General features: G+C 70.0%; 24 protein-coding genes. 14 read left to right on the forward strand and 10 right to left on the reverse strand.

Features of this window, described 5'->3' with window-relative positions; genetic code table 11:
* Nucleotides 1-225: 225 nt before the first annotated feature.
* From OHA73_RS00215 to OHA73_RS00235, 5 genes are read left to right on the forward strand one after another with little or no spacing between them, the layout of a single operon-like run.
* A complete protein-coding gene (locus OHA73_RS00215) occupies nt 226-1,641 on the forward strand; it encodes a purine-cytosine permease family protein (RefSeq protein ID WP_266718554.1) in 1,416 nt (471 codons plus the stop codon).
* Entirely contained in the window at nt 1,638-2,096 is a 459-nt protein-coding gene (locus OHA73_RS00220; RefSeq protein ID WP_266718552.1) for a RidA family protein, read from the forward strand. The genes OHA73_RS00215 and OHA73_RS00220 overlap by 4 nt, the downstream gene beginning before the upstream one ends.
* Complete coding sequence (locus OHA73_RS00225) at nt 2,093-2,890, forward strand: creatininase family protein (protein WP_266718550.1); 798 nt, start codon at nt 2,093-2,095, stop codon at nt 2,888-2,890. The genes OHA73_RS00220 and OHA73_RS00225 overlap by 4 nt, the downstream gene beginning before the upstream one ends.
* 55 nt (nt 2,891-2,945) lie before the next feature.
* On the forward strand, nt 2,946-4,118 hold the full coding sequence (locus OHA73_RS00230; RefSeq protein WP_266718548.1) for an alpha-hydroxy-acid oxidizing protein: 1,173 nt from the start codon (nt 2,946-2,948) through the stop codon (nt 4,116-4,118).
* A 53-nt stretch (nt 4,119-4,171) separates the two neighbouring features.
* Nucleotides 4,172-4,672, forward strand: coding sequence for a flavin reductase family protein (locus OHA73_RS00235; protein ID WP_266718546.1), 501 nt, complete (start codon nt 4,172-4,174; stop codon nt 4,670-4,672).
* Between the two features lie 9 nt (nt 4,673-4,681).
* Here the strand turns inward: OHA73_RS00235 and OHA73_RS00240 are convergent, their stop codons facing one another.
* A complete protein-coding gene (locus OHA73_RS00240) occupies nt 4,682-5,734 on the reverse strand; it encodes an LmeA family phospholipid-binding protein (protein ID WP_327653722.1) in 1,053 nt (350 codons plus the stop codon).
* Nucleotides 5,735-5,919: 185 nt separating this feature from the next.
* On the opposite strand from OHA73_RS00240, the gene OHA73_RS00245 reads away from it, so the two are divergent.
* On the forward strand, nt 5,920-6,234 hold the full coding sequence (locus OHA73_RS00245; protein WP_327653723.1) for a hypothetical protein: 315 nt from the start codon (nt 5,920-5,922) through the stop codon (nt 6,232-6,234).
* Between the two features lie 15 nt (nt 6,235-6,249).
* Here OHA73_RS00245 and OHA73_RS00250 read toward each other — a convergent pair whose 3' ends face one another.
* The 4 genes from OHA73_RS00250 to OHA73_RS00265 all read right to left on the reverse strand — a co-directional run bounded on the left by OHA73_RS00250 (nt 6,250) and on the right by OHA73_RS00265 (nt 10,086).
* Entirely contained in the window at nt 6,250-7,689 is a 1,440-nt protein-coding gene (locus tag OHA73_RS00250) for an MFS transporter (RefSeq protein WP_327653724.1), read from the reverse strand.
* 210 nt (nt 7,690-7,899) lie between these two features.
* A complete protein-coding gene (locus OHA73_RS00255; protein WP_327653725.1) occupies nt 7,900-8,457 on the reverse strand; it encodes a hypothetical protein in 558 nt (185 codons plus the stop codon).
* Between the two features lie 113 nt (nt 8,458-8,570).
* Nucleotides 8,571-9,674 (reverse strand): DUF4037 domain-containing protein, encoded by a 1,104-nt coding sequence (locus OHA73_RS00260; RefSeq protein WP_327653726.1) that lies wholly within the window; start codon nt 9,672-9,674, stop codon nt 8,571-8,573.
* A 52-nt stretch (nt 9,675-9,726) separates the two neighbouring features.
* Nucleotides 9,727-10,086 (reverse strand): hypothetical protein, encoded by a 360-nt coding sequence (locus OHA73_RS00265; RefSeq protein WP_327653727.1) that lies wholly within the window; start codon nt 10,084-10,086, stop codon nt 9,727-9,729.
* A gap of 367 nt (nt 10,087-10,453) precedes the next feature.
* Here OHA73_RS00265 and OHA73_RS00270 point away from each other — a divergent pair, with 367 nt between their 5' ends.
* Nucleotides 10,454-11,197, forward strand: a complete 744-nt coding sequence (locus OHA73_RS00270; protein WP_327653728.1) for a VOC family protein — start codon at nt 10,454-10,456, stop codon at nt 11,195-11,197.
* A 43-nt stretch (nt 11,198-11,240) separates the two neighbouring features.
* On the opposite strand, the gene OHA73_RS00275 is transcribed toward OHA73_RS00270, so the two are convergent.
* The 4 genes from OHA73_RS00275 to OHA73_RS00290 form a co-directional block, all read right to left on the reverse strand.
* Nucleotides 11,241-12,443: a Gfo/Idh/MocA family protein gene (locus tag OHA73_RS00275; RefSeq protein ID WP_327653729.1), complete on the reverse strand. Its 1,203-nt coding sequence runs from the start codon at nt 12,441-12,443 to the stop codon at nt 11,241-11,243.
* 116 nt (nt 12,444-12,559) lie between these two features.
* Nucleotides 12,560-13,900: an ABC transporter substrate-binding protein gene (locus tag OHA73_RS00280; RefSeq protein ID WP_327653730.1), complete on the reverse strand. Its 1,341-nt coding sequence runs from the start codon at nt 13,898-13,900 to the stop codon at nt 12,560-12,562.
* 10 nt (nt 13,901-13,910) lie between these two features.
* On the reverse strand, nt 13,911-14,834 hold the full coding sequence (locus OHA73_RS00285) for a carbohydrate ABC transporter permease (RefSeq protein WP_327653731.1): 924 nt from the start codon (nt 14,832-14,834) through the stop codon (nt 13,911-13,913).
* Between the two features lie 16 nt (nt 14,835-14,850).
* Nucleotides 14,851-15,792: a carbohydrate ABC transporter permease gene (locus OHA73_RS00290; protein ID WP_267072644.1), complete on the reverse strand. Its 942-nt coding sequence runs from the start codon at nt 15,790-15,792 to the stop codon at nt 14,851-14,853.
* A 165-nt stretch (nt 15,793-15,957) separates the two neighbouring features.
* On the opposite strand from OHA73_RS00290, the gene OHA73_RS00295 reads away from it, so the two are divergent.
* The 4 genes from OHA73_RS00295 (at nt 15,958) to OHA73_RS00310 (ending at nt 20,242) form a co-directional block, all read left to right on the forward strand.
* Complete coding sequence (locus OHA73_RS00295) at nt 15,958-17,166, forward strand: ROK family transcriptional regulator (protein WP_327653732.1); 1,209 nt, start codon at nt 15,958-15,960, stop codon at nt 17,164-17,166.
* 30 nt (nt 17,167-17,196) lie between these two features.
* Nucleotides 17,197-18,753, forward strand: coding sequence for a purine-cytosine permease family protein (locus tag OHA73_RS00300; protein WP_327653733.1), 1,557 nt, complete (start codon nt 17,197-17,199; stop codon nt 18,751-18,753).
* A 162-nt stretch (nt 18,754-18,915) separates the two neighbouring features.
* Nucleotides 18,916-19,701, forward strand: a complete 786-nt coding sequence (locus OHA73_RS00305; RefSeq protein ID WP_327653734.1) for an SAM-dependent methyltransferase — start codon at nt 18,916-18,918, stop codon at nt 19,699-19,701.
* Between the two features lie 64 nt (nt 19,702-19,765).
* A complete protein-coding gene (locus OHA73_RS00310) occupies nt 19,766-20,242 on the forward strand; it encodes a nucleoside deaminase (RefSeq protein ID WP_327653735.1) in 477 nt (158 codons plus the stop codon).
* Between the two features lie 18 nt (nt 20,243-20,260).
* Here the strand turns inward: OHA73_RS00310 and OHA73_RS00315 are convergent, their stop codons facing one another.
* A complete protein-coding gene (locus tag OHA73_RS00315) occupies nt 20,261-21,310 on the reverse strand; it encodes an enoyl-CoA hydratase/isomerase family protein (protein WP_327653736.1) in 1,050 nt (349 codons plus the stop codon).
* A gap of 156 nt (nt 21,311-21,466) precedes the next feature.
* Here OHA73_RS00315 and OHA73_RS00320 point away from each other — a divergent pair, with 156 nt between their 5' ends.
* Genes OHA73_RS00320 through OHA73_RS00330 form a run of 3 tightly spaced genes read left to right on the forward strand, consistent with a single transcriptional unit; the run spans nt 21,467 to nt 24,838 of the window.
* Nucleotides 21,467-22,339: a MurR/RpiR family transcriptional regulator gene (locus tag OHA73_RS00320; RefSeq protein WP_266718511.1), complete on the forward strand. Its 873-nt coding sequence runs from the start codon at nt 21,467-21,469 to the stop codon at nt 22,337-22,339.
* Nucleotides 22,340-22,398: 59 nt separating this feature from the next.
* Nucleotides 22,399-23,268 carry an NAD(P)-dependent oxidoreductase gene (locus OHA73_RS00325; protein WP_327653737.1) on the forward strand — a complete coding sequence of 290 codons (870 nt, stop codon included), beginning with the start codon at nt 22,399-22,401 and terminating at the stop codon, nt 23,266-23,268.
* Nucleotides 23,269-23,281: 13 nt separating this feature from the next.
* Nucleotides 23,282-24,838 (forward strand): aldehyde dehydrogenase family protein, encoded by a 1,557-nt coding sequence (locus OHA73_RS00330; protein ID WP_327653738.1) that lies wholly within the window; start codon nt 23,282-23,284, stop codon nt 24,836-24,838.
* Nucleotides 24,839-24,846 lie beyond the last annotated feature (8 nt).

Raw genomic sequence — 24,846 nt, forward strand, 5'->3', positions numbered from 1 at the left:
CAGTAGCGGGGTCGTCGAACGAGGTCCGTTTCGACGGTTCTTGTAAGTGATACTTACATTCCTCATCGCGTCAACCCTTGCAAAAGGCCTTGACAGTAAGGCTTTTGGGACCAACTCTCGTGTGCAGATGTTCGCCACATCAACAATTGTCCTCGTGCGGGTTGGCCGGCCGGGAACGGCGTGACGTATCCGCTCGGTGACACGGCTCCAGCGTTGGAGGGCCTCATGGGTGGTAGTTCCGGAGCTGCGCGGCACCAGGGCGTACCCGTCGAGAGCAACGGGATCGAGCATGTCGCCGAGGACGAACGGCGGGGCAGGGTCTCCTCGTCGTTCACGCTCTGGTTCTCGGGAAATCTCCAGTACTCGGCCATCGTCGTCGGTGCGCTGCCGACCGCCTTTCTCGGGCTGAGCTTCGGTCAGGCCGCTCTCGCTCTGACGGTCGGCACCCTCGTGGGGAGCCTGCTGCTCGGGCTCACCTCGTCGATGGGGCCGCGGGCCGGCACGGCACAAATGGTCCAGTCCCGGGGCCCGTTCGGGTACCTCGGCAACGTCCTGCCGACGCTGCTCCTGTTCATGACGGGGTTCGGGTTCTTCGCCGTCAATACCGCGCTCGGCGCCTACATCGTGCGGTATCTGTTCGGCATTCCGTTCCTCGGTGCCGTTGTGCTCGTCGCCGGTTTCCAGATGGTCATCGTGGTCATCGGCCACGACCTCGTCCACAAGGTCGAGCGGGCGCTCGTGCCGGTCATGGGTGTGCTGTTCGTCGTGGTGACGGTCTACGGGCTGATGGCCGGCCATCTGACCGCCCCCGGCAAGGGCGCCGAGCACGGGGTCGTCGGGGCCATGCTCACGGCCGTCGCGCTCAGTTCGTCCCGGACCTTCGGCTTCGCGATCTGCGCCTCCGATTACACCCGCTATCTCCCCATCGGCACCAGCCGGAGGAAGGTGACCGGAGCCACCTTCCTCGGGGCCGCCGTCGCGGGGCTGTGGATGCATCTGCTGGGCGCGGCGATCGGCTCGGTGATCTTCCCGAAGAGCCCGACCGACCTCGTCACGGCCATCGCGCCCTCGGCCGTCGCCGTCCTCGCGCTGATCCCGCTTCTGGCCTCGACCGTCGCCGCCGGTGTCATCGACATCTACTCCGGGTCGCTCGCCCTGCTCATCGCCGACATCCCGCTGCGACGATGGGTGTCCGCCCTGGTCACCGGTGCCGCCGGGGGCTCGCTGGCCTGGTGGGCCGGGCTCGGTGACGCGGCGTTCGCCAACTTCCAGAACTTCCTGTTCGTCATGGGGTATTGGGTGGGGCCCTGGCTCGGCGTGACACTCACCGACCATCTGATGTCCCTGCGCGGTGACGGGGTGCGCCCGGCCTGGTTCTACGACCGGACCTGGCGGGTCGGCCCGGGACTTCCCGCTTTTGTCCTCGGCGTCCTGGTGTCGGTCCCGTTCATGAACCAGACCCTGTACGTCGGCCCCGTCGCCGCGCGGTACCCGTTCCTCGGTGACATCACCTACTGGATCGGCGGGGCCGTCGCAGCGCTGGCCTACTGGGCGATACGGCGCACCCGGACGTCCTGGTCGGTACGGGCCCACGCAGCACGGGACGCACAGGACACCGCCACCGACCGGAGCACGGTATGACGGCCAAGCGCGGGCTCGGCCCGCTGTATTACGGGACGGTCCAGCAGCCCTGGAGCCGTGGAGCCGCGGCCGGAGGCTGGGTTCTCACCAGCGGCATCGACGGCGTCGTCGACGACTCGGGGGCCACTCTGTCGGGCGTCGGAGCCCAGACCGTCATGGTCCTCGACCGCATCCGGACGATCCTCGCCGACGCGGGCTGCGCCGTCGACGACATCGTGGCGCTCGACCAGTACCTGGCCGATCCCGCCGAGCGGGCCGAGTACATGGACGTACGGGACCGGTGGCTCGCCGAGCACGGTCCCGGCCTGTACGCCCGGCGCGACTACGCGTCCCTGCTGATCTATCCGCGCCTGGCCACCCCTCAGATGCGGGTGGAGATCCGGGCGACCGCCTGTCTCCCCGAGCCGACCCATCCGACCCACCCGACCCATCCGACCCCGCAGGAGGGTTCATGACATCCCCGTCGCGCCGTTTCGCCGAGTTGAGCAGGGCCCAGGTCCGGGAGCGGTGCTCCGGCGCCTCCGTCGCGATCCTGCCGGTCGGCGCCGTCGAGCAGCACGGCCCGCACCTCCCCCTGATCACCGACGCGCTCGTCGCGGAGGCCGCGAGCGCGGCGGCCGTGGACTCCTACGGTGAGGCGCTCGATCTGTGGCTGCTGCCGACGCTGGGCTACGGCCGGTCCGTGGAACACGAGTGGTCACCGGGGACCCTGTCCCTGTCGACCGGCACGTTCGCCGCCGTGCTCGCCGACCTCGGCCGGAGCGTCGCCACGGCCGGGATCCGTCGGCTGGTCCTGGTCAATGGGCACGGCGGCAACAGCTCCGAGATCCAGACGATGCTGCGCGACCTCCGCAGGGCCCACGGACTCATGACCTTCGCCGTGAACGCCTTCCCGCCACCGGAGGAGGATCCGTTCGCCGGGATCGAGCAGGGGCAGGGCATCCACGGCGGGGCGGGCGAGACGTCGCTGATGCTGCACCTGCGCCCGGATCTCGTCGACATGGGCGCCGCCGCGCCACGTCTGCCCCGCGGCCTGAACAAGAACACGCACGTCCGTTTCGGCGGCAGCGTGAGTTTCGGCTGGCTGTCCGACGACTTCGGTCCTGACGGCTACCTGGGCGACCCGACGCAGGCGACCGCGGACGCCGGGCGGCGGGCCTTCGACGCGATGACCGCGCAGCTCGGTGAGCAGCTGGACGAGATCGCCCGCTTCGACTTCACCAACCACCTTGCCGGGCCCGCGTTCTGAACGGCGCCCGCCCCCCTATATCCCGCCCCCCTATTTCCCGTACGAAGGGACCGTCATGCCCGCACCGCAGTACGGCGACTACCAGTACGAGATCTACTTCGACGCCCTCGACGGCATCGCCCCACGCTTCCCGGTCGACGCCACGTCGCTCGAACGCAAGGCCGCCGAGGTGCTCCCCTGGTGGGTGCACTCCTACGTCGCCGGCGGGTGCGGCGACGAGGGCACGCAGCGTGCGAACGTGTCGGCGTTCGCCCACCACGGGATCGTGCCGCGGATGCTCAACGGGGCCTATGAACGGGACCTGTCGGTCGACCTCTTCGGGATGTCGCTGCCCAGTCCGCTGTTCATGGCACCGATCGGGGTGATCGGCCTGTGCAGCCAGGACTTCCACGGCGACATCGCCGTCGCCAAGGCTTCGGCGCGCACCGGCGTCCCGATGGTCGGCTCCGTGCTCATGCAGGACCCGATGGAGGACGTCGCACCGCACGCCGGTGACACCCCGGGGATGTTCCAGCTCTACGTTCCCCGCGACCGCGACCTGGCGGCGAGTCTGGTCGAACGCGCGGAAACGGCCGGATACCGCGCGATCGTGGTCACCGTCGACACCTGGACGACGGGCTGGCGACCGCGGGACCTCAACACGGGCAATTTTCCGCAGCTGCGCGGGCTCGTCCTGGAGAACTACTTCTCGGATCCGACGTTCCTCAAGCGGCTCGCCGCCCCTCCGTCCGAGGACCTGCGCGCGGCGGTCCGGGAGTGGATCGGGATCTGGGCCAACTCCCTGCAGTGGGACGACCTGCCCTGGCTGCGCTCGCTCACCTCGCTGCCGATCCTGCTCAAGGGCATCTGCCATCCTGACGACGTCCGCCGTGCCCGCGACGTCGGAATCGACGGCATCTACTGCTCCAACCACGGCGGCCGCCAGGCCAACGGCGGACTGCCTGCCCTGGACGCACTGCCCGGCGTGGTCGAGGCCGCCGACGGGATGCCGGTGCTGTTCGACTCCGGTGTTCGCTCCGGATCCGATGTGGCGAAGGCACTCGCACTGGGTGCGACAGCGGTCGGGGTGGGGCGACCGTACGCCTACGCGCTCGCGGTCGGGGGCGCGGACGGCGTGGTGTCCCAACTGCGGGCAATTCTCGCCGAGTTGGACCTCCTGATGGCGATCGACGGGTTCCCTGCCCTGGCCGACCTGCGGGCCGCGGGCACCGTACCGGTCAGGGGCTGACCTCCGCACGCGTACACCCTCCGCTACCGGCACACGGAACGGGAGAGAGACACATGAACACAGAGCAACTGCCGTCGTTCCGCGATGTCCTGGGCCACTTCGCGTCCGGCGTGACCGTGGTGACGGGGATCGGCGAGGACGGCCCGGTGGGCTTCACATGTCAGTCGTTCTCGTCACTGTCGTTGGAGCCACCGCAGATCATCATCCTGCCGGGACGGTCGTCCACCACCTGGCCGCGGATCGCGGCCGGCGGCCGGTTCTGCGTCAATATCCTCGCCGACCACCAGGACGACATCAGCACGACCTTCGCGACGTCGGGCATCGACAAGTTCGCCGGTGTCGCGTGGACCCGGTCCCCGTCGGGGTTGCCGCGGCTGGACGGGACGTGCGCGTGGCTCGACTGCACGGTCGCGGCGGTCCACCCCGGTGGGGATCACCTCATCGTCGTCGGCGCGGTGGACGATCTGGGGGCCGCGCTGCACGCCCGCCCCCTGTTGTTCCATCGCGGCCTCTACGCGGGGATGACCGGGCTGCAGCCACAGACCGCGCAATGAACCCATGCGTCAGGTGCCCAACGGCACGTCCTTGCCGGAGAGTTGGGCGCGGATTCCCTCGTTCGTGACCGTGATGTCCCGCAGGCGCAGGTCGCCGGGCATGTCCTTGGGCAGTTGGGCCGAGAACTCCATCTTCTGTGCGACCTTCGGCTCTTGCAGCTTCTGCAGGCCCTGGATCAGTGACGGGTCGATACCGGCGGGCTTGAGCAGCGCAGGGTGGTCGGCCAGCGTGTCCAGGGCGCCGCCCTTCATGAGCTTTCCGGGGAGGAGTCGCTGTCCCGTGGCCTGTTCGGTCTCGCGTTGGTCCATCTTGTTGATGGTGGGTGCGGCCAGTTGCAGGCCGCCGCCCTTGCCCGGGGTGTAGGTGAGCAGGCCCGGGACCACGATCTTGGTGTCTTCCACGGACAGTGCCAGGCCCCGGTCGCCGGTCCGCTCCAAGTGCGCGCGGCCACGGATCTGGGCCTTCTTTCCGGCGACCGGGAGATCGCCCTTGGCCTGCACCGTGTTGCGCTGCTTGCCGGGGGCCAACGTCACCTGGGATGCGCCGACTTCGCGGTTGAGGTCGTCGAAGGACAGGAACACGTCGCCGCGGACCTTGCTCAGGACGGCGCCCTTGACTGAGGACGGGAGGCTGCCGACGATCCGGATGTCGTCGACCGATCCCTTCACCTGCGCGACCGAGACCGGCCCCGCGGGCACGTGGGGCACGTTGACCTCCACGTTGTCGATGTTGCCCATGGCGACCTGGCCCAGGAAGGGGAAGCTGTTGATGTGCACCTCGGGCTCGGCGTGCAGCTTCAGCGATTCCTGCACCTTCTCGGCCGCCATGTTCTCGGCGTAGAGCACCGCCCAGCGGTCCCCCAGCGCGAGGAACGCGAGCACCACGACGAGCGTCGCCGTCACCTTCGCCGCCGTACGAGCGGGGGAACGCAGCACCCTGCGCGCCGCACGTCGGCGGGCCTTGCGGGCCTTGCGGTCCAAGGGGGCGTCGTCGTCGCCCGGGGCAGATGCCTGGTCGGGGATGTGTGCCGTGGAGTCTTCGGGAGGGCCGTTCTCAATCACCGCCACATACGAACACAGGACCGCGCCCTCACCCAAGTCCCGGTCCCACGACCCGTGCCGTACCCGTGAAGATTGCGTATCGACCCCGCGCACCGGCAAGAAGACCCGCAGTTCACGATGCTTACCTGCGGGGGTACGGCCGACCAGCCGACGGAAGACCGACCGCAAGAACGGGGAGCAACACCATGGCCAACCTTCACCTGAAGACGCTGAAGTGCATCGAGACCGAGGACTGGGTCGGCCACGACGATCCCAAGCTCGCCGTGAACGGCCAGAACATCCTGCTCCCGAGCATGAGCGGGGGCCAGAAGTACGCCATCGACGAGTACCACGCCTTCGACGGCGAGGTCACCATCACGCTCCACGAAGCCGATGGCCTCCCGGGCGACAGAAGTGACCTCCTGGGATCGCACACGCTGACCGAGGAGGGCAGCGGCATCCTCAACTTCACCAAGGACGGGGCCAATTACCAGCTCTCCTACACCCTCACCCGGCCCTGATCCAGACGGCAGACATCAGCCCTGACCCACCGGCGCGGCCGCGACAAGGCGGCGGCCGCGCTGCGCGCGGTGGCCGGTGTCCGTGAGCAGGCGGCCGTTCGTCTCCGGGGCCCAGGCGAGCGCGGTCACACCTCCGATGAGGGAGACCACGCCCATGCCGGCCATGCACCAGCCCAGGCCGAGGTGTTCCAGGCCGAGGGGCAGCAGGAAGGTGCCGACGGCCGCGCCGATCCTGCTCGCGGCGGAGGCGAGGCCCACGCCCGAGGTGCGGATCGCGGTGGGGAAGACCTCTTCGGGGTAGACGCCCGGCAGGATGCTCATGATCCCGTACGAGAAGAGGTAGCCGAAGAAGCAGGCGGTGCCCGCCCACACCGGCAGCCGGTGGCCGAGGGCGACCAGGAAGAGGGCGAGCGCGCAGCCGAACATCGGCCAGATCAGGATCTTGCGGCGGCCCACCTTGTCGACCAGGAACCAGCCGGTGACGGCCCCGACCAGCGCGACGATCGTCCCGAGCAGTGCCCCGGCCAGCGCCGAGCTGCCCATGCCGATCGCGGTGAGGACGGTCGGCTGGAAGAAGGTCAGGGCGAAGTAGGGCAGCACGATGCAGATCCAGAACGTGCACACGAAGACGGTGCGCAGAATGTAGTCCGGGGAGAAGAGCATCGAGTAGCGCGTGTCCTCGGCCTGTTCGGCGTGGATGTCGGCCGTGTCGGCGTCGATGTCGGCTGTGTCGGCATCGAGGGTGGTACGTGTCCCGGTGGCGCCGAAGGACTCGGTCAGGACCTCAAGTGCCTCTTCGCGGCGGCCCTTTGACATCAGCCAGCGTGGGGACTCCGGCAGTCCGTGCCGGAGCATCAGACAGATCACCGCGGGTACGGCGCTCGCGGCGAGCGTGATGTTCCAGGCGGACGGCCAGTGGCTGTTGATCAGGTATCCGATGAGGTACGCCACCACGTAGCCGACGTTCCACAGGATCTCGAGGACACCGAGATAGTTGCCGCGCCGCACGCGCGGCGCGAATTCGGCGAGCAGCGGGGAGCCGATCGAGTAGTCGGCGCCCACCGCGAGGCCCATCACCAGGCCGAGGACCATGACCTGCCAGGGGGCGGTCACGAACAGCATGAGCACCGCGCCGGCCAGGAACACCGACAGGTCGATCGTGAACATCGGGCGGCGGCCGACCCGGTCGGTCAGATAGCCGAGGAAGAGGCCGCCGAAGAAGGTGCCGACGAGTGTCGACGACGAAATCAGGGTGGCCCAGGTGAGGGTGACGCCGATCTCGCGGGACATCGCGCTGCCGGCCAGCGCGGAGGCGACGGAGGCGAACACGAACCCGTCGATGAACATGCCGCCGCCGGTGGCTGCGGTCAGTCGCCACAGGAAGCGGCGTGGGTCACGGGTGCTGCCTCCGGGGTGGGAGACCCCCTCGGGTGAATGCGCGGCTCGAGACGACAAGGCGGCGTGGGTCCTTTCCCTGTGCGGTCGCCGGGTCGGCCCGGCCACCCAGTTAGGTGTAGGACGCACGCGCCCCGAAGTTCCGGTGGCATTCCCGTACTTCACGGGATCTCCTCGCAGTGACGAGCCAGGACATCCCGCGGGGCGGGGCACATCAGGGCGAACCGTCCCAGGACCGCGCGGGACCGCGCCGGCTCGCGTCGGCCCGCCTCAGCCCGCGTCCGTCAGCTCCAGGGACAGCCGGGAGGTCACCGCATCCGCGAGTGCCGCCGCCGCGTCCTCACCGAGTCGCGCCGAGCGGGCATGGTCGCGCACCAAGCGGCGTACGGCGTCGAGTTGGGCCGCGGTGAGGGAGCGGATCGTGGGAGGGGGCTGGCGCCGCCGGCGGAACAGGTGGTGCAGCAGCGGCGTGCGGCGTCGCGAGCGGCCGTCGATGGCCCGGCAGGTGGTGCGCCGAGCCGCCTCGTCCAGCGCCAGCCACACCACCGGGGTGACCGGCGCGGTCACATCCACGTGACCGCATTCGAGCGATCCCATGTGCGGGTCGGTGTGCGAGTCCAGGTGCAGGTCGGTGTGCGAGTCAGTGCGCGGGTCCACGTGCGGTTCCGCGTACGGCGCCGGATGCGACTCCATGTCTCGAACTCGCCGCTCGAAGAGGCGGGTTACGCGGCCCTCGTCCAAGGGCGCCAGCTGGTCCAGCAACAGGACCTCGTCCGGCGCCACCTCGGCGACCACGTCCCGCACCACGTCACGCACCTTCGCGCCCACGACGGCCCTCCCGTCCGACCACCGGACCATGGTGCCCGGCCGCCCCCGGCTTCGTCAGGACCAGTTCACGCCGCTCCTGAGCCGGTTCCGGTCCCCCGCGCGCCCCGGTCGGCTCACTGGAGCGCGTCCACCGCGGCGCGCACGGCCCGGGGTTGGCGGAGCAGGTCGGTGCTGTCCGACCACTGGTCCACGCCTCCCACCAGAGGCCGTTCACGTAGAGCCGGGTGTGTGAGGGTGCGGGCCAGGGCCTGGGCGAAGCGTTCGGCGTGCAGCACCAGGAAGGGGCGGGAGTGGTAGGGGCGTCGGTTCGGGTCCAGTGGGGTGGTCAGTCCGGTCGCGTTGTGCAGCGTGGCCACGGCCTCGTAGGCGTCGCACAAGTGCCGTTCCCGGGTGGGGTGATCCTGGGCCGTGAGCGCGCCGCGCAGCGACGGGGTAAGGGAGTCCGCCACCGGCAGCCGGCCGAAGGAGCTCCCGAGCCACTTGCTGTACGGAACGTAGCGCCGGTCCAGGAGCAGGCACAGGCGCATCAGGTCGCGCACGAGGCGGCCCGCCACCACGGCTGATCCGATGTCGTCGCCGCTCTCCGCGCAGCGGCCCACGAATGCCTCTTCCTGGGAGATGCGCTGCCACTGGCTCGCCAGCACGTACCGCCACACCTGTTCCGGGTACCACGCCAAGGTGCGCCGCAGGGCGGTGAGGGTGCCGGGCTCGTCGTGGAACACCATGCCGCCGGTGGTCTCGGCGAGCCGCTGCTGGGGCATGGCCAGCCATTCGTTCACGCTCGGCTCCGCGTCGGCCGCGTGCAGCCCGAGGTGTCCGGCCGCCCACTCGTCCACGGTGTGGAGGTCGACGCGGTGGTTGACCGGGCCGTCGGTGGCTTGCATGCGGCCGACCGGGTCCAGCGGGTTCCCGCTCTCCTGGAAGTGCGTGGGCCAGCCCCGTACGTGCTTGGGCAGCCGCTGTGCAAGGACGTCGTGGATACGCGCGCCGTGTTCGGCCCGGTCCTCGGGCGTCAGGAAGAGTTCCAGCCGTGGACCCCACTCGTGGTCAGCGGACCGTGGTGTGTCGAAGCCGAGTACCTCGGATCCACCGCCGATGCGGGCGGCCGCGTGACGCAGCCCGGGGAACGCCTCCCGCAGGATCGGCCGTACGGCCTCTTCGTACAGGGCCCTGGACAGTTCGAGGCCGGGGAGAAACCGGGCGTCGGAGTTCGTCATGGCACCACTGTGCGGTACGCCCTTGCGTGCCGGTGGAGTCCGGGCCGGGCGCCTATCGCAGTGCGGAGCCCGATCCCGCGCCGGCGTCCCGGTCCCCCAGTGTGTCCGTCGACCGGCCCGAGATCTTTTCGAGGGCCGCGGCGACATCGTCGTGCACGCCAAGCGGCAGGCGGTCCGCCCCCACGGCGCGCAGCACGGCCTGCTCGGCGGCGTCCGCCACGACGGCCAGCGCGCCGCCGCCCGCCACCATGTCCAGACCCGCCTCGACGAACTGCCGCGCCCCGTCGGCCCCGCAGAGTTCGGCGTCCTGGAAGTCCACCACCAGACCGGACTGACCCGTGGCGCCCAGCCGCCCCATCAGTGCACCCAGCTCCGCCGCGGCATCGGCATCGAACCGGCCCACGACCTGCACGACCAGGACACCTCCGTCCTCCCAGCGCACAGGAAACCGAACCCGAGCCTGCCCCATAACCGTCCCTTCAGCCGCCGAGGCGTCCCTGTCACGCGCAGCGCCTCCGGCGGCGCGCCTACCCCCTCCCTGCCACTCCACGCATGTCGAAGGCCGACCCTGCGCGGCTCCCCCGGCACACCGGCCCATCATGCCCAGGTCCAGGCGGTCGGCGCGACGCTTGGCCCGCGTCGAGTCGTTCAGGACCTTCGGGCTCCGGTTCGCCGTGATCGAGGTGGCGGCCATGGAGTTCGAGGCGGGGCAAGCAAAATGATCACCGTTCGGCGACACCACGTACCTGTGCGGCAGCGGTGTGCATAGGGTCTCCGGCATGGCTCTGAGACCGGTTCAGGTGAACATCAAGGCCCTTGACGATGCGGTCGTCGGGCGGTTCTGGGCGGATGCGCTCGGCTGGGGCGTGTCCAGCGAGGCACCCGGTGTGACCAATGTGGAGCCCGGTGGCGGCTTCGCGTGGCCGGACGCGAGCGCCGTGTGCATCGACGTGGTCACCGTTCCGCACGCCAAGACGGCGACGAAGAACCGTGTGCACATCGATCTCGCGACCACCTCGCCCACTCATCAGGCGGAGACGGTCGCGCGGTTGAAGGAACTCGGCGCGACGCCCGCCGACGTCGGCCAGGGCGATGTGCCGTGGACCGTGCTCGCCGACCCGGAAGGCAATGAGTTCTGCGTGCTGGAGCCCCGGGAGGTCTACCGGGACACCGGGCCGATCGCGGCCGTGGTGGTCGACTGTGCGGACCCGCGGGCCATGGCCCGGTTCTGGGGCGGGGCGACGGACTGGACGGTGCGCGAAGTGGCCAACGACCGGGCCGTGTTGCGCTCCTCCCAGGGTGTGGGCCCGTATCTCGAGTTCCTTCGTTCGTCGGACGGCAAGACCGTGGAGGACCGCGTCCACATCGATCTGCTGCCGTACGCCGGTGACGACAAGGAGGCGGAGGTCACCCGCCTGAAGACCCTCGGCGCCACCGACATCGACCTCGGCCAGGGCGACGTCCCGTGGACGTGTCTCACCGATCCCGAGGGACACGACTTCTGCGTCCTCGGGCGGGGCTAGGACCTGATCCGAAACGACAGGCCCTCACCCTGGCCGGCACTGCTCAGGCCCCCGGCGCGTCCCCGAAGTCCGGGATCTCCAGGCGTGCCCCGCCCTGGCGCGCCGAGTCGTGGGCGACGATGCCCGGCAGCGTGTAGCGCGCGGCCACCCACGCGTTCACCGACGGCAGGGTGCGGGTGTTGACCGCGGTGACGAAGTCGTCCACCAGGAAGTGGTGGCTGCCCTCGTGGCCGTTGGGCATGTCGTCGTAGACGCGGGGCAGGCGGGAGCGGTCGTGGACGGGGGCCGAGCCCGACGTGAACGCGGCGCGCAGGGCGGGCGCGATCTTCTCGAGCGACGGGTCGTCCGGGCTGAGCGACGGCTTCGGTTCGAGGAGTTCGGTGATGTCCTGCACGCCCTTCTTGTCCTGCCAGAAGCTGACCGTGGCGAGCTGCTCCATGCTGGCGTCCGTGCCGAAGAACCGGAAGCGTGACTCCCTGATGTGCGAGGGGTAGCCGACCCGCCGGAACTCGTTCGTACGGAACGAGCCGCCACCGGCGACCTCGAAGAGTGCGGTGGCGTTGGAGATGTCGTTGCCGAACTGGCTGACCTCGGTGTCGAAGACACCGTCGCCGCGCTCGTCCTTCACACCGATCGCCGAGACACTGACCGCGTGTGTCCGCCACGCGCCGAGCACTCCGCCGACCGCGTGTGTCGGGTAGAGCAGCGGCGGATAGCTGGCGGTCTCCTTCCAGCGTTCGCCTCCGCTGTACTGGTACGCCTCGTAGAAGCCGAGGTCCATGTCGTGGACGTAGTCGCCCTCCGCGTAGAAGAGCCGTCCGAAGGCGCCGTCGGCGATCTGGTTGCGGGTGTGCACGGTGGCGGGGTTGTACTCGCTGGTCTCGCCCATCATGTACGTGAGTCCGGTGCGGCGGACCGCGTCGATGATCGCGGCGATCTCGTCGCGTGTGATGGCCATCGGGACGGCCGAGTAGACGTGCTTGCCGGCTTCGAGGCCCTGCAGGACGAGCGGGCCGTGGGTCCAGCGCTGCGTGAAGATGGCGACGGCGTCGATGTCGCGGGACTCCAGCATCGCCTCGTACGAGGGGAAGGTTCCGGCGAGGCCCTCTTTCGCGGCCAGTTGCTCGGCTCGCTCCGGCAGCAGGTCGGTGACGTGGACGGCGTCGACGCCCGGGTGGGCGAGGAACAACTTGGCGAAACCGCCGGCGAACTGTCCGGCGCCGACAATGCCGAGGGTGAACGTCATGTGCGCATGCCTTTCGCTACGTGCTGCGTGGTCGCTATGTGTCGCTACGTGCTGCGTGGTCGCTATGTGTCGCTACGTGCTGCGTGGTCGCTACGTGCTGTGCGTTCGCTGCGTGGTCACTGGTCGAGCAGGAGGTTGATCTGGTCGTTGGTCTCGTCGAGGCGTCTCGCGGGCGCCCCGTTGCCGAAGACGTCCTGCATCGCCGGGTGCATGAGGGCGTAGACGTCGGCGGCGTAGTTGGTGATCGGGAAGGGGAAGGTGCGGTACTGCTTGCGGTCGTCGACCGGGGTGGTGAAAGCCGAGGTGTCGATGCCCTTCTTCTTGTAGGCCGCGACGGCCGTGTCCGTCCCCGACGGTGTCGCGGGGAAGACGATCCCGTACCGGCCGACCGTCCGCTGGCAGGCGTCGGAGGCCATGTACGCGACCCACTTCTTGGCTCCCGCCTTGTTGCGGGCGCCCTTGGTGACGGAGTCGGCGAGGCCGTTCATCATGGTGGCGCGCTTGCCGGTGGGTCCTGTGGGGTTGCGGACGGTGCCGAAGTCGATGCCCTTGAACCCGGCGTAGGTGGAGAGCATCCAGGCGCCGTCGAAGGCGGTGGCGGCGCGGCCCGCGGCGAACTGGGCGTTGGACTGGTTGAGTCCGGCGTTCCAGGCGGTGAAGGGCGCCATGTAGCCCTTTTTCGCGAGGCCGAAGTACCACTCGATGACGGACTGGAAGGTCTTGTCGCCGTACCGGTACTCGTCACCCCACCGCTTCTTGTCCGTGTAGGACCAGCCGGCGGAGCCGGTGAACGGGCTCCACTGGGTCTGGCCGTCGCCGTCCCCTGCCCCGTTGGTGGCGAGGCCGTAGGTCTTGACCTTGTGCTTGTCGAAGCCGGGTTCGTCGCCGCGCTTGCCGTTTCTGTCGACGGTGAGGTGGGCGATGGCCTTCTCGAAGGTGCCGCCGTCCTTGGGGTTCCAGCGCAGCCCGTCGAGGTCCTTCGGGGTGAGGTCGGCGTCGTCGAGCATCTTCTTGTTGTAGAAGAGCGAGACGGTGTCCCAGTCCTTCGGCGCGCCGTAGCGGTGTCCGTCCTGGGCCACCCAGTTCGCCGCGAGTCCCGGCTGGTAGTCCGTGTCCTTCATACCGAGGTCGTCGAGCGGTTCGAGCACCTGCAGGTCGGCGAACTGGCCGAACTTCTGGATGTGGTTGGTGAAGACGTCCGGCTCGGTGCCGGAGATGAAGCTCGCCGTGAGCTTGGTCCAGTAGTCCTCCCAGCCGATCTGGGTGAACTTCACGTCAAGGCCGCGGTGTTGCTTCTCGAAGTCCTTCGCGCAGGCCTCGTAGGCGGGCAGTTGGTTCGCGTCCCACAGCCAGTACGTCACGGTTCCCGACGAGCGGGCTCCGGGGTCGCTGCCCGCGCACCCGGTCAGCGACAGCGCCAGTACTCCGGTCAGCGCGACGAGCGTACGAAATCGCATCCGGTGCCTCCTACTTGAGTCCGGTGAAGCTGATGGAGCTGACGATCCGGCGCGCGAACACTCCGAAGAGCAGCAGCATCGGGAGCGCCGCGATGAGGGTCGCCGCCATGAGCCCGGACCAGTCGAAGCCGGACTGCGGGGTCTGCGCGCGGAACATCGCGAGGGCGACGGTGAGGACGCGGGAGCTGTCGCTGTACGACACCATCAGCGGCCAGAAGTAGTCGTTCCAGGAGGTGATGTACGTCAGGACGGCGAGGGTGATGACCGGGGTGGACGCCATGGGCAGCAGCACCCGGAAGAAGATCCGGATCCGGCCCGCGCCGTCCAGGAGCGCGGCCTCCTCGACCTCGAGCGGGATGTTCATGAAGAACTGACGGAGGAAGAAGACCGCGAACGGTGTCATGAACATCGTGGGCAACGCGATCCCGAGCAGCGAGTCGATCAGCCCGAGTTCCTTCACGAGCACGAAGTTGGGCAGCAGCGTGAAGATCGAAGGCACCATGAGACCGCCGAGGAACAGCGCGAACACGGTGTTGCGGCCACGCCAGTTGAGCCGCGCGAACGCGTAGGCGGCCATGGCGGAGAACAGGATCTGGCAGACGGTGATCAGCGTCGAGACGACGATCGAGTTGAGCAGGTAGCGCCAGAAGTCGAGACCGCCGCCCGCGCCGCCCTGGGCGACGGCCTCCTTCGTCGACTGCAGCCCGAGGGCGCGCTCGAAGCCGCCGCCCGTCGGCTCGACGGGGAGCACGGAGGTCGGGTCGGCGGCGATGCCCGGGTTGGAGGAGAGCGCGGTACGCAGCACCCAGTAGAACGGCAGCAGGGTGACGAGCACGATCGCGCCCATCGTGGTCCAGGCGACGGCGCGCCCGAAGGAGGGCCGGCGCCGGGCGGGCCGGGCGCTGCGCGCAGGTGCGGGTGCGGTGGTGGCCATGTCGGTGCTCCTCTCTTCAGCCGAGGTCGGTCTGTCCGGCCCGGGTGATCCGGTACTGGACGATGGTGATCACGCTGAGCACGACCAGCAGGGCCACGGACATCGCGGAGGCGTAGCCGAACTGGAAGCGGCCGAAGGCCGAGCCGTAGATGTAGAACTGCAGCACGTTGGTGGCGTTGGCGGGCCCGCCTGCCGTGGTCACGGCGACGGTGTCGAAGACCTGGAAGGAGCCGATCACCGTCATGATGAGGACGACCGCGAGGACCGGCCGCAGCAGCGGCATGGTGATGCGGGTGAACATCCGCCACTCGCTCGCGCCGTCGACGCGCGCCGCCTCGTACATGTCGTGGGGTATCGCCTGGAGTCCCGCGAAGAGGAGCAGCGCGGTGTAGCCGACGTGCCGCCACACGTTGATGAGCGCGATGGTGGGGATGGCCCAGGTCTCGTCGGCGAGGAACGGGATCCGGTCGAGGCCGACGCCGGCGATGATCTCGTTGCCGATGCCGAGTTGGGTGTCGAGCATCCAGAGCCAGACGAGGCCGGCGACGACGTTGGACATCAGATACGGCGTGAGGACGATGCCGCGCAGGAGGGAGGACTGCGTGAGCCGGTGCAGCAGGACGGCGATGCCGAGCGCGGCCACCGTCTGCACGCCGATGTTGACGAGGACGTATTCGACGGTGACCTTCAACGAGTCCCAGAAGATGGGGTCGTTGACCATGCGCTCGTAGTTGGCGAGGCCGACCCACTCCGGTGGCGTGAGGAGGTTGAAGCGGGTGAAGCTCAGCCAGATGCCGCGCAGGGTGGGCCACAGCAGGAAGACGGCGAAGCCGAGCATGGCCGGAGCGATGAAGAGTGCGGCGATCGCACCGTCACCGAGGGGACGTCTGCGCTTCTCCCGCGGGGCACTGCCGGTGAGCGGCAGATGTCTCGGCGGGCTGCTGGAGGTGACAGTCATCGGGACTCCCTCGTCTGCGATTCGACCTCGTCCTCGGCTTGGTTACTTTCGCGGCAGAACTTTCGGGCCGTCAAGATGCGTGCAGCGACTACCTGAAAGGGGTTGCTGCGACTTAGAGTGACGTCATTCCTTTTGTAACAGAAGGAACGGGGAGAGGGGTTGGCGATGAACGCGAAGGCGGACACCTGGGTGCCGCTCAGTTCGGGCGAGCGCGCCGTGGCGTTGGAGGTGCTCACCCGTGGGCCGTTGTCGCGCAGTGAGCTCGCGCGGCGCCTCGACCTGTCGGCGGGCAGCCTCACCCGGCTGACCAAGCCACTGATCGAGTCGGGGCTGCTGGTCGAGGCACCGGAGGGCCCGGCGCGCTCGGAGTCGCGCCAGGGCCGACCGTCCCGCCCCCTGGACATCGTCGCCGAGTCCCGCACCTTCGCCGGATTCAAGGTCACCGAGGACACGGTCTACGGCGTTGTCACCACGCTCAGGAGCGACATCGTGGCCTGCCGCGACGCGCCGCTCGCGAGCCGCGAACCGGATCAAGTCGTCGCGGCCATAGGCGAGTTGACCGATGCGTTCGCCCACGAGTTTCCCTCGCTGTGCGGCATCGGGATCGGGCTCGGCGGCCGCGCGCAGGACCGTTCGGTCGTCGACGAGTCGGCGTTCCTCGACTGGCGGGACGTGCCGCTCGCGCGGCTCGTGCGCGAGCGCACCGGGCTGCCCGCGGTCGTCGAGAACGATGTGAGCGCCCTCGTCGAGGCCGAGAGCTGGTTCGGGGCGGGCCGGGGCCTGGACCGGTTCGCGGTGCTCACGATCGGGGCGGGGCTCGGGTACGGCCTGGTCAGCGGGGGCCGGCGGGTGGCGACGGCCGAGGACGGGCTCGGGGTGGGCCGCTTCTGGATCGTCGATCCGTCCGGGCCGCTGACCCCCGACGGTCGGCGCGGCAGCGCCGTCTCCCTTCTCACGATCCCCGGCATCCGCCGCCAGGTGCGGGCCGCCACGGGCGAGGACGCGACGTACGAGGAGATCCTCGCGCGCGCCGTCGAGGGCGAACCGCTCCCGGCCCGGGTGGTCGGCGAGGCGGCCCGCGCGCTCGGCACGCTCGTCGCGCAGATCGCGAACTTCGCGATGCCGCAGAAGATCCTGCTCGCCGGGGAGGGCGTCGGCCTCGTCGACGTGGCGGCCCCCGTGATCGAGGAGGCGATCCGCACGAACCGCCACCCGCGGGCCGACCCGGTCAATCTGGAGACCAAGGTCTCCGACTTCCACGACTGGGCGCGCGGCGGGGCCGTGCTGGCGATTCAGGTGCTCGTCCTGGGGACCGCCGGTCCGGGACCCGGTTCCCGTACCGCCGCCGGGACACGGGTACCGTCACCCCGTTGAAGTCCGGCAAGATCCAAAAGGCGGTTACGCATGGCCGACGCGGCCCCCGGCGCCACAACGTCCCCCAGTGTCACGGAAGTTGAGACCCACGGTGTCGAGCGGATTCCCGACGGGGACCGCACGGCCCGTCCCCTCGACCTGTTCCGTCTCGCCTTCGGCGGCGCCAACACCTTCGCCACGTGTGTGCTCGGCGCGTTCCCGATCCTGTTCGGCCTGTCCTTCTGGCAGGGGCTCGCCGCGACGGTCCTGGGCCTGGTGGCGGGCGCGCTGCTGCTGGCGCCGATGTCCGTGTTCGGCCCGGCCAACGGCACGAACAACGCGGTGTCCTCGTCCGCACATCTGGGTGTGCACGGCCGTGTCGTCGGCTCGTTCCTGTCGCTGCTCACGGCGATCGCGTTCTTCTCGATCTCCGTGTGGTCGTCCGGCGACGCGCTGATCGGCGCGGCGCACCGGCTGGCGGGGCTGCCCGAGTCGGACCTCTCGTACGGCGTCGCGTACGCGGTGTTCGCGGGGCTCGTCCTGACGGTGTGCGTGTACGGGTTCCGGTTCATGCTCTTCGTGAACAAGATCGCGGTGCTGGCCGCTTCGGCGCTGTTCGTGCTCGGTGTGTTCGCGTTCGCGGGGGACTTCGACCCCGGCTACACGGGGTCGTTCGCCTCCACGTCGACGCCGATGTTCTGGCCGTCTTTCATCGGCTCGGCGCTGATCGTGCTGTCCAACCCGGTGTCGTTCGGCGCGTTCCTCGGTGACTGGTCGCGCTACATCCCGGCGGCCACACCGCGCGGGCGGGCCATGGGCGCGGCGTTCCTCTCGCAGATCGCGACACTGCTGCCGTTCCTGTTCGGCCTCGCCACCGCGTCGGTGATCGCCGCGAAGGCGGAGAAGTACCTGGATCCGGCGGCGCCGAACTACGTGGGCGGACTCCTGGCCATCTCCCCCGGCTGGTACTTCCTCCCGCTGTGCCTGATCGCGCTGATCGGCGGCATGGCGACGGGCACGACCGCCCTGTACGGCACGGGTCTCGACTTCTCCTCGGTGTTCCCGCGCTTCGGCCGGGTGCAGGCGACGGTCTTCATCGGTTCGCTGTCGATCGCGTTCATCTTCGTCGGCCGGTTCGCCCTGAACCTCGCCCAGTCGATCTCCACGTTCGCCACGCTCATCATCACGTGCACCGCGCCGTGGATGGTCGTCATGGCTCTCGGCTACGTGACCCGGCGCGGCTGGTACGACGCGGAGGCGCTCCAGGTCTTCAACCGGCGCCAGCGCGGCGGGCGTTACTGGTTCACGCACGGCTGGAACTGGCGTGGTCTGTCGGCGTGGCTGGTCTCGGCCTGCATGGCGCTGCTGTTCACGAATCTGCCGGGCCAGTTCGTCGGCCCGCTCGGCACACTCGCGGGCGGCACCGACATCTCGCTCCCGGTCGGCCTCGTCCTCGCCGCCGTCGTCTATCTCGCCCTGCTGTTCCTCTTCCCCGAACCGCGCGCAGTGTACGGGCCGGACGGGCCGCGTCTGGTGCGCGCTTCGGAGGCGGAGGTGCCGCCGATCACGGGAGACGTACCGGCCACGGCACCGACCGGAACCGTCTGACGACCGAGCCGACGGGCCCAAGTCGCCTCCCGTAGCCCCGAGTTGAAGCCACACCTGGTGAAGGCCTGCCCATGGCATGATCGCGGAAGCCTTCCGGACCGGGTCCGGGGCCCGCGACGCTTCCGAGGGGCCCCGGCGATCGAGCACACGCTGGAGTCAGACATGACGGCACAGCCCTTCGAGAACCGCATCGACACGAGCAGACCCCACCCGGCCCGTGTCTACGACTGGTTGCTGGGCGGCAAGGACCACTACCCGGTCGACCAGGCAGTCGCGGAGAAGCTGCCGCCGGAGGCCCGCCAGAACGCCCTGCGCAACCGCGCGTTCATGCACCGGGCCGCCGCGTGGCTCGCCGGCAACGGCATCGATCAGTTCCTCGACATCGGCACGGGCATCCCGACCGAGCCCAACCTCCACCAGATCGTGCAGGGCATCGTGCCGACCGCCCGGGTCTCGTACGCGGACAACGATCCGATCGTGCTGCGGCACGCGGAGGCCCTGTTGGTGAGCGCTCCGGAGGGGGGCACCGACTACATCCAGGCGGATGTCCGCCGCCCCGATGTCATCCTCGACCACGCGCGCACGTTCCTGGACTTCTCCCGTCCCGTCGCCCTGTCGATGATCGCGCTGATGCACTTCATCGGCGACGACGAGGACCCGTACGGCCTGACCAGGGCGCTCGTCGACGCGCTGCCGACGGGCAGCTATCTGGTGCTGTCGCACGGCACCACCGACGAGCACCCGCACCTGGTGAAGTCCGTGACCGACACGTACCGCAAGGGCGAGATCCCGCTGCGGATGCGCACGCGGGCCGAGGTCGAGCCGTTCTTCGAGGGCCTGGAGCTGGTGGAGCCCGGACTGGTGACGGCGACCAAGTGGTACCAGTCGGGGCCTGCTCCCGCCGAGGAGCTGAGCGGGTTCTATGTCGGCGTCGCCCGCGTCCCGTAAACCGCGTGGGGCGCTGACAGGATGGCTGCGACAGAGGCCCGTCCCCGTAGCGAAAGAGGCCACCGTGGAAGAGCGTGAACTGGACCATCTGCGCCGGTGTGTGGAGCTGGCCGCCGAGGCGTTGGACGCCGGTGACGAGCCGTTCGGCTCCGTCCTTATGGACGGTGCGGGGAAGGTCAGGGCCGAGGACCGCAATCGGGTCGCCGGTGGTGACGCGACGCGGCACCCCGAGTTCGAGCTCGCCCGCTGGGCGGCCGGTCACCTCACCCCCGAGGAGCGTGCCACCGCCACCGTGTACACGTCCGGTGAGCACTGCCCCATGTGCTCGGCGGCGCACGCCTGGGTCGGGCTCGACCGGATCGTGTACGTGGCGTCCTCGGCGCAGCTGTCCGGGTGGCTGGCCGAGTGGGGGCGGCCCCAGGGCCCGGTGAACGCCCTGCCCGTGCAGGAGGTCGCCCCGTCGGTGAAGGTCGAGGGGCCGGTGGACGAGCTGGTGCCGGCCGTGAAGGAGCTGCACCGGCGGCTGGCGCAGCGCGTCTGAGGCCCGCCCCGGGAGGCCTCAGCCGAGGCCCAGTTCCCGCTCGCCGAGCGGCGCGAAGTAGCGCTCCACATCGGCGGGCCCGACCTCGGCCAGGGTCGCAGGGGACCAGCGGGGGTCGCGGTCCTTGTCGATGATCTGGGCGCGGATGCCCTCGGGCAGGTCGTGGGTGTCCAGGGCCGCGCTGATCACCCGGTATTCCTGGTCGAGTACCTGCTCCAGCGTGTCGAGGCGGGCCGCGCGGCGCAGGGACTCAAGGGTCGCCTTTACGGCCATGGGCGACCGGGAGAGGATCAGGTCCGCCGCCTCCTTGGCGGCGACGTCGCCGGTGGCGAAGAGCCGCTCGACGATCTCCTCGACCGTGTCCGCGGCGTAGCAGTCGTCGATCCAGGACCGCTGCTCGGCGAGGTCTCCGGGCGGTGCCTGCTGCGTGTGGCGTGCGACGACCTCGCCCGGCTGCTCCGCCCCGGCCAGCTCGCGCAGCAGCTGGGGCAGGGCCTCGGACGGTACGTAGTGGTCGGCGAGGCCGCACAGCAGCGCGTCGGCCGCGCCGACCGCCATGCCTGTGAGCGCCAGGTGGGTGCCGAGGTGTCCGGGCGCGCGTGTGAACAGGTACGTGCCGCCGACGTCGGGGACCAGGCCGATGCCGACCTCGGGCATCGCGACCTTCGAGCGTTCGGTGACGATCCGGATGCTTCCGTGCGCGGACAGGCCGACGCCGCCGCCCATGACGATGCCGTCCATGACGGCGACGTAGGGCTTCGGGTAGTGCGCGATAAGGGAGTTGAGCCGGTACTCGTCGCGCAGGAAGGCCGCCGACGCCCGGTGGTCACCGCTGCGCGCGTCGTCGTGGAAGAGCCGGATGTCGGCGCCCGCGCACAGGCCCCGCTCCCCCGCGCCCTGGAGCACGACGGTCCCGACGGCGGGGTCGTCCGCCCAGGTGTCGAGTGCCTCCGCGAGGGATCGCAGCATGGCGTGGGTGAGCGAGTTCAGGGCCCGGGGCCGGTTCAGGGTGAGGTACGCGGCGCGTCCCTCCACGGCCCGCAGGACGGGGGCGTCGTCGGAGCTCAACGGTGGTTCCTTCCGGTGAAGATCACGGCAGGACCATCTCTATCACCTGCGGCGGCGTGGACGACGGGCCGAGCGAGGGGTTCCCGCAATTGGAATTGCGAGGTACGTTTATGCAATCGCACTTGCAGATTGCCTCTCTCTCAGAAAGCAACGCCCGTGCCTTCACCTCGCACCCCCAAGAACCCCGGCCAGGCCGACTGGCTGGGCGACGCCCTGCCCGACGTGCCCCTGTCCAAGGCCCAGACCCGCGTCGTCGACGTCATCGTGCGCAATCCGCAGCTCGCCTCGTACGCCGAGATCGCGCAGATCGCCGAGCGGGCGGACGTGAACAGCTCCACGGTCGTCCGGGCCGCGCAGACCCTGGGCTACCAGGGCTGGCCCGACCTGCAGCGGGAGCTGCGCGCACGGTACCTGGTGCAGATCTCCACCGAGGACACGCTCACCGAGCACGGCGAGCACCGCAGCCCGCTGCACGACGCGCTGTCGCACGACCTCGAGAACCTGCGGCAGACCCTCGAGAGCAATTCCGCGGCGGAGGCCGAGGCCGCCATCGCGGCGCTGGCCGGGGCCCGGTCGATCCTCGTCATCGGCGTCGGTTCCTTCGCGGGTCCCGCCACCGTGATGGCACACCTCGGCTCCACCATGGGCTACCCGATCACGCTGGAGAACCGGGCCGGTGTGCACCTGGCCTCGGCGGTGAACAACGTCGGGCCGGGTGATGTGCTCCTGGTCGTCAACATGTGGCGCTCCACGAAGCAGGTCATCGCCGCCGCGGAGTCCGCCCACGAGGCCGGGGCCACCGTCGTCGCGATCACCGATATGCGCCGCGGGCGGCTCGCCACCGCCATCGCCGACCACCTGCTGATCGTGCCGTCCGAAGGCATCTCGTTCTTCCAGTCCGTCACCGCCGCCACGTCGGTGGTCTACGGGCTGCTCGCCGGCATGCAGGAGGCGCAGCCCGAGCGCAGCCGCGCCGCGATCCGCCGCACCCAGCAGCTGTGGCGGGACCTGGACATCTATCTCGACTGACACCCCGAGCGGCGGGGGCTCCACGCCTGATTGCCCCCTCCCTCCCGCAAGGAGCACAGATGAGCAAGCACATCGCCGTCGTCGGCCTCGGTTCGATGGGCGGCGCCATGGCCACCGCTCTGGTCGCCGCCGGCTGGCAGGTCCGGGGGTACGACCCCTCTCCCGCGGCGCGGGCCACCGCGCAGGAAGCCGGGGTCGACGCCGTCGACACACTCGAGGAGCTCGCCGGCACCCCGTACGTGGTGCTGTCCCTGCCCTCGGCCCAGGTCGTCGAGGCGAGCCTGCCCACCCTGCTGGACCGCCCGGGCTCGGTGGCGGTGGTCGACACCACGACGTCGCAGCCCGACACCTCGGCCGCGTGTGCGGCGCTCGCGGCGGAGCGGGGTGTGTCGTTCGTCGACGCGCCCGTCTCAGGTGGCCGCACCGGCGCCGTCGCCGGTCGGCTGACCGCGTTCGTGGGCGCCGAGCCGGACGCCCTCGATGCCGCGCGACCGGTCCTCGATGCCCTCACCGGCGGCCAGTTCCGGCACCTCGGCGGGCCCGGCTCGGGCAACGTGGTCAAGCTGCTCAACAACATGCTGGCCGCGGTCAACCTGGTGGCGGTCGGCGAGGCGCTGGCCGTCGCGAAGTCCTACGGCGTCGACCCGGCCGCCTCCGCCGCCGGAATCAGTGGCGCGTCCGGTGCCAGCAAGGCGTCCGCCGCCATGTATCCGGACTGGGTGCTCAGCGGCACGTACGACTCCGGGTTCTCGCTCGGACTGATGGCGCGCGATGCCGCCCTCGCCGTCGAGACCGCGAAGCAGCGTGGTGAGACACCTCAGTTGCTGGCCGCCGCGAGCGAGCGGTGGCAGGAGGCCCTGGCCGAACTGGGCCCGGCCGCCGACTTCTCCGAGATAGCCCGCACCGTCGCACCGACCCTCACGCGTTAAGGACCGACGCACCATGAACAGCACGATTTTCTCGATCGGCTCCGCGACCTCCGGTGCCGCCACCGCCCGCGCGGCGCTGGACGCCCACTTCCCGCAGGGACTCGGCTCGTATCTCGACGGCCAGGTCGTCCCCGGCCGCGGCGAGGCCGTCCGTCTCACGTCCGCCGCCACCTCGGAGTGGGTGGCCGACTACGCGGACGCCGGTACGGAGGGCGCCGACGCCGTCCTCGCGAGCGCGGTCCGCGGCGCCGAGGTGTGGGCCGCCACCGACCCCTTCGAGCGCGCGGCGATCCTGCGCGAGGTCTCCCGCACCGTCGCCGAGCACGTCGAGGAACTCGCGGCGCTGGAGTCCGCCACCACCGGCAAGCCGATCCGCGACACCCGCGGCGAGGCCGCCAAGGTCGCCGAGATGTTCGGCTACTACGCGGGCTGGGCGGACAAGCTGCTCGGACACACCATCCCGGTCCCCGGCAACTGGCACACGTACACCGAGCGGGTCCCGTGGGGTGTCGTCGTGGCGATCACTCCGTGGAACGCGCCGCTGTTCACCGGGGGCTGGAACTCGGCGGCGCCGCTCGCCGCGGGCAACGCGGTCGTCGTCAAGCCCAGCGAGTTCACGCCCGCCTCCACTGTGCGCCTGGCGCAGCTGGCACACGAGGCCGGGCTGCCGGACGGTGTGTTCAACGTCGCCACGGGTCTGGGTTCCACGGTCGGTGCCACCCTCACCAGTGACGCGCGGGTCGGGAAGGTGTCCTTCATCGGCTCGGTGGGCACGGGGCGGCGGGTGGCCGTCGCGGCGGCGGCCACGGGCATCCCGACGGTCCTTGAACTCGGCGGCAAGAGCGCCAACATCGTGTTCGCCGACGCCGATCTGGACCGGGCGGCGGACGGCGCCGTGTCCGCGATCTTCTCCGGGGCCGGACAGTCGTGTGTGGCCGGTTCGCGGCTGCTGGTGGAGCGGTCGGTGCACGCCGAGTTCGTGGCGCGCGTCGCGGAGCGGGCGGCCCGGCTGCGGGTCGGCGATCCGCTGGACCCGGGGACCGAGGTCGGCCCGATCATCACGGAGTCACAGTTCGCCACGGTCACCTCGCTCGTCGAGGCGGGCATCACGGGCGGCGCCCGCCGCGCCACGGCGGCGAGCCTCCCCACCCAGGTCACCAACTCACCGCTCGCGGACGGCCGTTGGGTCCTGCCCACCGTGCTGGACGGAGTCAGCCCCGCCAATGTGCTGGAGACCACCGAGGTGTTCGGCCCGGTCGTCGGGGTCGACTCCTTCTTCACCGAGGCCGAGGCCATCGAGCGCGCCAACGCCACCACCTTCGGGCTCGCGGGCGCGGTGTGGACCCAGGACGTCGCGCGGGCCCACCATGTGGCTCGCTCGGTGAAGGCAGGTACCTTCTGGATCAACTCGTACAAGACGATCCACGTGGCCGTGCCCTTCGGTGGCTTCGGCGACTCCGGGCACGGCCGGTCCTCCGGCCCCGGCGTGCTGGACGAGTACACCCAGACCAAGGCCGTGTGGACGCCCACGCGTGCCGCCGGTTCCCCGTTCCCGTCGCTGAGCTACTGAGGAGTCCT

It is taken from the genome of Streptomyces sp. NBC_00483 (assembly GCF_036013745.1).
In the GTDB taxonomy this organism is placed as follows: Bacteria; Actinomycetota; Actinomycetes; order Streptomycetales; family Streptomycetaceae; genus Streptomyces.

Bases quoted from the DNA above. Each gene is read 5' to 3' on its own strand.
- OHA73_RS00215 (WP_266718554.1), top strand. From the start codon at position 226: ATGGGTGGTAGTTCCGGAGCTGCGCGGCACCAGGGCGTACCCGTCGAG.
- OHA73_RS00220 (WP_266718552.1), top strand. From the start codon at position 1,638: ATGACGGCCAAGCGCGGGCTCGGCCCGCTGTATTACGGGACGGTCCAG.
- OHA73_RS00225 (WP_266718550.1), top strand. From the start codon at position 2,093: ATGACATCCCCGTCGCGCCGTTTCGCCGAGTTGAGCAGGGCCCAGGTC.
- OHA73_RS00230 (WP_266718548.1), top strand. From the start codon at position 2,946: ATGCCCGCACCGCAGTACGGCGACTACCAGTACGAGATCTACTTCGAC.
- OHA73_RS00235 (WP_266718546.1), top strand. From the start codon at position 4,172: ATGAACACAGAGCAACTGCCGTCGTTCCGCGATGTCCTGGGCCACTTC.
- OHA73_RS00245 (WP_327653723.1), top strand. From the start codon at position 5,920: ATGGCCAACCTTCACCTGAAGACGCTGAAGTGCATCGAGACCGAGGAC.
- OHA73_RS00260 (WP_327653726.1), bottom strand. From the start codon at position 9,674: ATGACGAACTCCGACGCCCGGTTTCTCCCCGGCCTCGAACTGTCCAGG.
- OHA73_RS00270 (WP_327653728.1), top strand. From the start codon at position 10,454: ATGGCTCTGAGACCGGTTCAGGTGAACATCAAGGCCCTTGACGATGCG.
- OHA73_RS00275 (WP_327653729.1), bottom strand. From the start codon at position 12,443: ATGACGTTCACCCTCGGCATTGTCGGCGCCGGACAGTTCGCCGGCGGT.
- OHA73_RS00280 (WP_327653730.1), bottom strand. From the start codon at position 13,900: ATGCGATTTCGTACGCTCGTCGCGCTGACCGGAGTACTGGCGCTGTCG.
- OHA73_RS00285 (WP_327653731.1), bottom strand. From the start codon at position 14,834: ATGGCCACCACCGCACCCGCACCTGCGCGCAGCGCCCGGCCCGCCCGG.
- OHA73_RS00290 (WP_267072644.1), bottom strand. From the start codon at position 15,792: ATGACTGTCACCTCCAGCAGCCCGCCGAGACATCTGCCGCTCACCGGC.
- OHA73_RS00295 (WP_327653732.1), top strand. From the start codon at position 15,958: ATGAACGCGAAGGCGGACACCTGGGTGCCGCTCAGTTCGGGCGAGCGC.
- OHA73_RS00300 (WP_327653733.1), top strand. From the start codon at position 17,197: ATGGCCGACGCGGCCCCCGGCGCCACAACGTCCCCCAGTGTCACGGAA.
- OHA73_RS00305 (WP_327653734.1), top strand. From the start codon at position 18,916: ATGACGGCACAGCCCTTCGAGAACCGCATCGACACGAGCAGACCCCAC.
- OHA73_RS00325 (WP_327653737.1), top strand. From the start codon at position 22,399: ATGAGCAAGCACATCGCCGTCGTCGGCCTCGGTTCGATGGGCGGCGCC.
- OHA73_RS00330 (WP_327653738.1), top strand. From the start codon at position 23,282: ATGAACAGCACGATTTTCTCGATCGGCTCCGCGACCTCCGGTGCCGCC.